This is a genomic window from Janthinobacterium sp. BHSEK (genome assembly GCF_056174685.1).
The window spans coordinates 1-7064 of sequence record NZ_JBWBYV010000136.1; the positions used below are offsets into that span (position 1 = coordinate 1).

At 67.2% G+C, this 7064-nt stretch carries 6 protein-coding genes; 3 read left to right on the forward strand and 3 right to left on the reverse strand.

The genetic code is table 11. The features are described from left to right. Positions 1-48 precede the first annotated feature (48 nt). Positions 49-1233, forward strand: coding sequence for an MFS transporter (locus AC0V2Y_RS27455; protein WP_475417999.1), 1185 nt, complete (start codon positions 49-51; stop codon positions 1231-1233). Positions 1234-1304: 71 nt separating this feature from the next. On the opposite strand, the gene AC0V2Y_RS27460 is transcribed toward AC0V2Y_RS27455, so the two are convergent. Together AC0V2Y_RS27460 and fabI are read right to left on the reverse strand one after the other, a co-directional pair. Continuing rightward, positions 1305-2702 carry a bifunctional enoyl-CoA hydratase/phosphate acetyltransferase gene (locus AC0V2Y_RS27460; protein WP_475418000.1) on the reverse strand — a complete coding sequence of 466 codons (1398 nt, stop codon included), beginning with the start codon at positions 2700-2702 and terminating at the stop codon, positions 1305-1307. Between the two features lie 75 nt (positions 2703-2777). Then, entirely contained in the window at positions 2778-3560 is a 783-nt protein-coding gene (fabI, locus tag AC0V2Y_RS27465) for an enoyl-ACP reductase FabI (RefSeq protein WP_475418001.1), read from the reverse strand. 32 nt (positions 3561-3592) lie between these two features. Between fabI and AC0V2Y_RS27470 the strand changes: the two genes are divergently transcribed. Continuing rightward, entirely contained in the window at positions 3593-4102 is a 510-nt protein-coding gene (locus AC0V2Y_RS27470; protein WP_475418002.1) for a hypothetical protein, read from the forward strand. Here the strand turns inward: AC0V2Y_RS27470 and AC0V2Y_RS27475 are convergent. Continuing rightward, positions 4062-6602 carry a cation-translocating P-type ATPase gene (locus AC0V2Y_RS27475; protein ID WP_475418003.1) on the reverse strand — a complete coding sequence of 847 codons (2541 nt, stop codon included), beginning with the start codon at positions 6600-6602 and terminating at the stop codon, positions 4062-4064. The two genes, AC0V2Y_RS27470 and AC0V2Y_RS27475, sit on opposite strands and share 41 nt — an antisense overlap. Positions 6603-6652: 50 nt before the next feature. On the opposite strand from AC0V2Y_RS27475, the gene AC0V2Y_RS27480 reads away from it, so the two are divergent. Next, positions 6653-7006, forward strand: a complete 354-nt coding sequence (locus tag AC0V2Y_RS27480) for a hypothetical protein (protein WP_475418004.1) — start codon at positions 6653-6655, stop codon at positions 7004-7006. Positions 7007-7064 lie beyond the last annotated feature (58 nt).

Genomic DNA, 7064 nt, shown 5'->3' on the forward strand with positions numbered 1-7064 from the left:
CGCCACGCTTGGCCCGTGTTTTCGTTATTAATCTCGAAGGATATTGCTATGCCGCTGGTTGTTTACATTCTGGGGTTGACGATCTTTTCGTTAACCACATCCGAATTCATGGTGGCGGGCATGATGCCGTCGCTGGCCCAGGCCATGGACGAGCCGGTCACGCGGATCGGCTACCTGATCTCGCTCTACGCCATGGGCATGGTCATCGGCGGGCCGCTGAGCACCATCGCCCTGCTCAAGCTGCGCGTACCGAACAAGCAGGGACTGCTGTGGCTGCTGGGCTTTTATATCGTTGCCCAATCCGTCGCCGCGTCGGCCACCAGCTATGAAATCCTGGCCATCGCGCGGGTGGTCACGGGCGTGGCGGCCGCCACCTGCTTTGGCCTGTCCCTGGCGATCTGCGCAGAAATCGTCGCTCCCGACGCGCGCGGACGCGCCGCCGCCGTCGTGATCGGCGGCCTCATGCTCGCTTCGGTGATCGGCGTGCCGGTCGCCACGCTCATCGACCAGCACCTGGGATGGCGCGCCAGCTTCTGGCTGGTGGTGCTGCTGGCGCTCTTGTGCCTGCTGCTGATCACCATGCTGGTGCCGCGCGCCAAGCCGTCCGAAGTCGTCAGCCTCGGCGAGGAACTGGGGGAATTCCGCAACCGCCACCTGTGGGCAGCGTATGCCAGCAGCGGCCTCATCATCGGTGCGATTTTCGCGGCGTTCAGCTATTTCGCGGCCATCCTGACCGAGGTGACGGGCTTTCCAGCGTCCTCGATACCCTGGCTGCTGGGCGTCTACGGCGTCGCCAACGTGGTGGGCAATGGCGTGGTCGGCCGTTATGCGGACCGCTACACCACCCCCATCATGGCCTGGGGCATGGTCATCCTGAGCATCAGCCTGGCGCTGTTCGCCGTCTTTGCGCACGACAAAACCATCAGCGTCGCCTTGCTGGTCGTCACAGGCCTGGTGGGCATGTCGATGAATCCCGCCATCATCGCCCGCGTGATGAAAACCGCCCACCCCGGGCCGCTGGTCAACACCGTCCATACCTCCGTCATCAACATCGGCCTGGGTGCCGGCTCGTGGCTCGGCGGCCTCGGCATTGCTGCCGGCTACGGCCTGCGCTCCCCGCTGTGGGTCGGCGTCGCGCTGGCAGTGCTTGGATTCATCAGCTTGCTGCCATACATCGGGCACAGGTCGCGCGACCCGCTGCTGTCTTCAGCCTGCAAGGAAGCCGACACATGACATGACCGGGGATCGTGCGGCGCTGGAAGAGAAGGAAGGCGAATATTTTCGCCTTGAGGAAATCCAGGCGTCTAGGCCCGCACCTGCCGGTCGTGGTGTGCCATCAGCAGCGCCAGCGCGCACGAGGCCATACGGCTGGCAGCATCATCTGCCCGACTGCCCATGGCAATGGGCACCGTGGCGCCCAGGACCACGCCGCAGCTTGCGGCGCTGGCCAGGTACTCAAGTTGTCTGGCAAGCATGTTGCCTGCTTCAAGGTCCGGCACGATCAGGATATCCGCATGGCCAGCCACCGGCGAGACGATGCCCTGGATGCGCGCGGCAAGTGGAGAAATGGCAATATCGAAAGCAAGGGGGCCGTCCAGCACCGCGCCAGTGATCTGCCCGCGGGCAGCCATCTTGCACAACGCGGCCGCATCGACCGTGGCAGGCATCCTGGCGCTGACCGTTTCAACGGCCGCCAGGATAGCCACCTTCGGCTGCCCGATACCGAGGGCATGCGCCACGCCGATCGCGTTCTGCACGATATCGGCCTTGTCTGGCAACGATGGCGCGATATTCAGCGCGGCATCGGAAATCAGCAGCACTTTTTCATACAGCGGCACTTCCATCCGGTAGACGTGCGACAGGCGCCGCCCGGTGCGCAGCGCCGGCTGCGCCAGTATGGCCGCCATCATTTCATCCGCGTGCAGGCTGCCCATCATCAACATATCGACGCTGCCGGCACTCGCCATGGCGGCGCCGATGGCGGCGGCGTCGTGGCTGTGCGCGGCCTCGCGCAGCTCGGCCTGCCCAAGGTCAAGATCGCGGCTGGCAGCGAGGGCCCGCAACTTCGCCGTCGGCGCAATCAACACCGGCAGCATCAATCCATGGGCGGCGGCATGCAGCGCGCCACGCAACGATTCCGCATCACACGGATGCACCACGGCGCAGCGCAGCGGCGCCAGCAGGCTGGCGAAGCGGGCGCCGGGATCGACCAGCAGCAGCACCGGCCGAGGCGCACGCGGCCGGCGCACCTTCTCGCTGGGCGCGATCACGGTCGCCACGCCCGACAACACCAGAACCCCGCTCTGGTTCTTGATTTCGCAGTCCAGCGTCACGCGTTTTGTCGCCGCCTCCTTGCTTGACACCGTCGCCGTGATGCGCAAGGTGTCGCCGATGCGCACGGGTTTCAGAAAGCACAGTGTCTGCCCGATATAAATTGTGCCAGCGCCTGGCAGACACGTGCCTAGCAGCGTCGAAATGAGCGCCGCGCTCCACATGCCATGGGCGATCACGCCGTGGAACAACGTGTGTTCGGCGTAAGCCGGGTCGAGATGCGCCGGATTGACGTCGCCCGAGACGGCGGCGAAAGCGGCAATGTCGCCGGCACTCAGCGTACGGCTCTGGCGCGCGCTCTGCCCGATTTCCAACTCGTCGTAGGTGTAGTTTTCTATCTCGGGCAAGCTGTTGTCGATCGGCTTATCCATGACATTCCCCTGCGTGAGAGCCGGCGCCTGGCACTGGCCCGGGGCGCCGGCCCAGGTGCGCGGACCGATGGTGGTTCAGTTGACGACGTGGTAACCGCCATCGACATACAGAGTCTGCCCCGTCATGCCGCTGGCCGCATCGCTCGCAAGAAACGCGGCCAGTTGGCCGATTTCCTCCGGCGTGACCAGGCGCCGCAACGGGGCGCTCGCGCATGCGCGTGCCATCAGCGCATCGAACTCGGGCAGCCCGGAGGCCGCACGGGTTGGAACCGGCCCCGGCGAGACGGCATGCACGCGCACGCCCTGCGGACCAAGTTCGGCGGCAAGGTAGCGGACCAGGGATTCCAGCGCCGCCTTGACCGGCCCCATGATGCCGTAGTGTGCCACGGCTTCATCAGCCCCCAGGTAGCTCATCGTTATCAGGCTGCCATGCGGTCCCATATGCGGTACACAGAGCCGGGCGAGGCGCGCAAATGAATGGCAGGAAATATCCATCGCACGCAGAAAGCCGGCGCTGGTACTGTCCAGCACACGCCCTTGCAAATCAGTCAGAGGCGCCCAGGCAATGGAGTGAACGGCGAAATCGAGGCCGCCATGCGCGGCCGCCGCTGCCTGCACCAGGTGTTCAAGCGCACCGGGCTGTTCCACATCGCACATCAGCATAGGCACGCACAGCGCCTCGGCCACCGGTGCCGCGTAGGGCAAGGCCCTGTCGTCGAGGCAGCTGAGCACCAGACGCGCGCCCGACACCGCCATGACACGCGCACAGCCGGCGGCGATACTGCGCTCATTGGCGACCCCGACGATCAGGCCGCGCTTGCCGGCAAGAGAAAAAGGCAGGGAAATAGGTGTGGGCATGGGAATAGGCTCGTCATGCAGGACGCCGGGTGATGCTGCCGGAACATGCCGCCGGTCACATGCCCGATGGCGTCGTGCCGCAACGGATGCGATCAAGTCTATACACTCCTGCACCGAGTGAGCTTGATACGCATCAAGTGCGGCTGGCACATGGACGGCAAGCGGGATCGGCATGCTGGGCAATCTGGTGGCGGCACCCGCCATCAGCGGACCAGCCCCCGCTGCCGCGCGGCGGCTGCCAGACCGCGCCGGGCCTGCTGCATCTGGACGAGGTGTTCCGGCTCGCCACGCTGGCGTTCCAGGTGCTGCTGTCCCGCGGGCCGGTGCCGGCCCATACCTTCCTGTTCGCCGACGACATGCTGCTGGGCGATGCGGCCGGCAACCGGATTCCCGTCGCGCTGGAGCCGATTCCCGTGCCGATACCGCAAGTGGACGAGCCCGCAACGATAGCGCGCATCGGCCTGGACTGGGCGGCGCTGGCCTGGCAGCGGCGCCGCGTCATCATGCGGCCGCACCGGAGGAAGGCGGCATATGGCGTTTGAGCAGCTGGCACCATGCCAGCGCCAGCAGGGGCACCAGGCAACAGAGCGCCAGCGCCGCCATGCCCGGCACGGCAAAGGCGAACAGCTGCCGCAGTGGCGACACGCCCAGCACCAGCAGCAACAGCAGCACGCAGGCGCCGCTGATCCAGGCAAAAGATGGATTTGCGGCTGCGGCTGGCGCCCGGCGCAGAGCGGCGGCGCGGCGGTTGGCGTGGATCAGCGACAGATTCGACAGCGCCAGGGCAAGGAAGACGGCGGCGCGCCCCGCATCGTCGGACTGACCCGATACCCGCATATATGCCCCCAGGCACAGCAGCATGGCCAGCAAGCCGGTGCCCTGCAGCACACCGCGCAGCAGGATAGCGCGGCAAAACAGCGGCTGGCCCGGTTGCCGTGGCGGCCGGCGCATGGCGTCGTCGTCGATGGGTTCGGCCTCGAAGACGACGGAACAGGCAGGGTCGATGATCAATTGCAGAAATAGTATATGCACGGGCAACAGCAGCAACGGCCAGCCCAGCAGCACGGGCAGTATCGACAGCCCCGCGATGGGTACGTGGATGGCGAAGATAAAGACGATGGCCTTGCGCAAATTTGCAAACAGGCGCCGGCCATGGCGCACGGCCGTCAGCAACGATGAAAAATCGTCCTGCAGCAAGACCAGCGCGGCGGCCTCGCGCGCCACGTCGGTGCCGCGCGCGCCCATCGCCACGCCGATATGCGCGGCCTTGAGCGCGGGCGCATCGTTGACCCCGTCACCCGTCATGGCGACGACGTCGCCGCGCGCGCGCAAGGCTTGCACCAGGCGCAGCTTCTGCTGCGGCGCGATGCGGCAGCATACCCGCACCTGCGCCAGGCGCAACCGCAACGCGGCGTCATCCAGGGCGTCGAGCTCGCCGCCCGTCAGCGCGTCCCCGTCCGTGGCTATGCCGGCCTGGCGCGCCACCGACAAGGCGGTGGCGGGATGGTCGCCCGTGATCATCACCACGCGCATGCCGGCGTCGCGGCATTGCGCCACCGCCGCCGGCACTTCGGGACGCACGGGATCTTCCAGCGCCAGCAGGCCAAGGAAGACAAAATCGAAGTCGTGCTGGTCCGATGGCAGCGGCGGCGCGGCGAAGTCGGCACCCGCCACGCCGATAACGCGCAAGCCTTGACCGGCCATGACGGCTACCTGCGCCGCGATGGCCGCACACTGCGCAGTGTCCAGGTGGCACAGGTCCATGATGGCTTCCGGGGCGCCCTTCGCGGCAATCACGTAATCTTGCCGCCGCGGCGAGCGCCACACGCGCGACATGGCCAGCATGCGCCGCGACAGGGGATAGTCGTCGACCAGGGTCCAGTCGCCATGCAGGTGTTCGGTGCCGGCCAGCAAGCGCGCGCCAGCCGCGCCGATGGCCGCTTCCATGGGATCGAAAGCCTGGCGGTGGCTGGCCAGCACCGCATATTCGAGCAGCCGGTGCAACTCTTCGGGCAAGGCTGGCTCCGGCGCCGGGCCGCACGCATGGCGCGCCTGCGCCGACCACAGCTGGCACAGCTGCATGCGGTTGCAAGTCAGGGTGCCGGTCTTGTCGACGCACAACACCGTCGTGGCGCCCAGCAGTTCGATGGCCGGGATGCTGCGCGCCAGCACGTGTGCGCGCGCCAGCCGCCAGGCCCCCAGTCCCAGGAACAGGGTCAGGATCACCGGCAGTTCCTCCGGCAGCAGCGCCATGGCCAATGTCAACCCGGCCAGCAGACCGCGCAGGGCGTCGCCGCGCAGCCACCAGTAGGCCACGCCCAAGGCCGCCGCCAGGCCCAGCGCGCCGATGGCCACCGAACGCACGACGCGCCGCGTTTCCTGCTGCACTGGCGTCAGCTCTCCCCCCAGCGTGGCCAGCGAGGCGCCGATGCGCCCCAGCGCGCTGTGCGTGCCCGTCGCGCTCACGGTGCCGCTGGCCGTGCCCTGCGTCACCAGCGTGCCCGCGTACACGCAGCCGTCGGGCCCCGGGCCGGGGTGGTTGCGTGGCGCAGGCTGCTTCATGACGGGCGCCGCTTCGCCCGTCAGCATCGATTCGTCGACCATCAGGTTGGAAGCGGCGAGCAAGGTCACGTCGGCCGGCACCCTGTCGCCTTCGGCCAGCAGGACCAGATCGCCGCGCACCAGTTCGCGGCCGGCGATGCGCGCCTGGCGGCCGTCGCGGATGACCAGCGCGCGCGGACTGGACAAGTCCCGCAAGGCCGCCAGCGAGCGCTCCGTGCGCGCGCGCTGGACATAGCTGATGCCGATGACGAGCAGCACGAAGGCCAGCAGCATGAGCGCCTCCTGGCGGTCGCCCAGCAGCAGATACACCATGCCGCACGCGACCAGCAAGAGCAGCATCGGCTCGCCGACGATCTCGGCCAGCAAACGCCAGCGGCCCAGCGGCAGCGCAGCAGGCAATTCGTTCGGGCCATCGGCGGCGAGGCGCGACGCCGCCTCGGCGCTGGTCCAACCGGTCGCTTCCTCTTGACGCAGTGGCATGGCACATCTCCGGCAGCCAACAGGCTATGGCCGCAGGGCACAAGGCTACCATGGAACGCGCCCGGCGAACGGCACGCTGGCGCGGTACCGAAGGCGCGCACGGCCGCCCTTCCTTGACGCGCACCCCGGCGATGACGCCCGCCTGGCCCGGCATGATGCGGATCACGCCGCTGGTCGGCAGTAGTACGCCCTGTGATTGCGCCTTGCGCGTGGTGCTGAAGAAGATGAAGAAGGCGACGATGGCCAGCGCGATACCCAGGAACAGCCAGGTCAGGAACCGGCGGCTGACGGGCCGCACCAGCAATACCGTACCGTACTGCTTGTTGCCTAGATGCTCAATGGATTGCTGGCGGAACAGCGCGTGCATGGGCGGGCTGGGGCTTGATGCAGTAGCGTTGGATTGATCACGCAAAATAGTTTTTTCGGATAGTAAGCCCAGACACGGATTGACCTCGCTAGGGA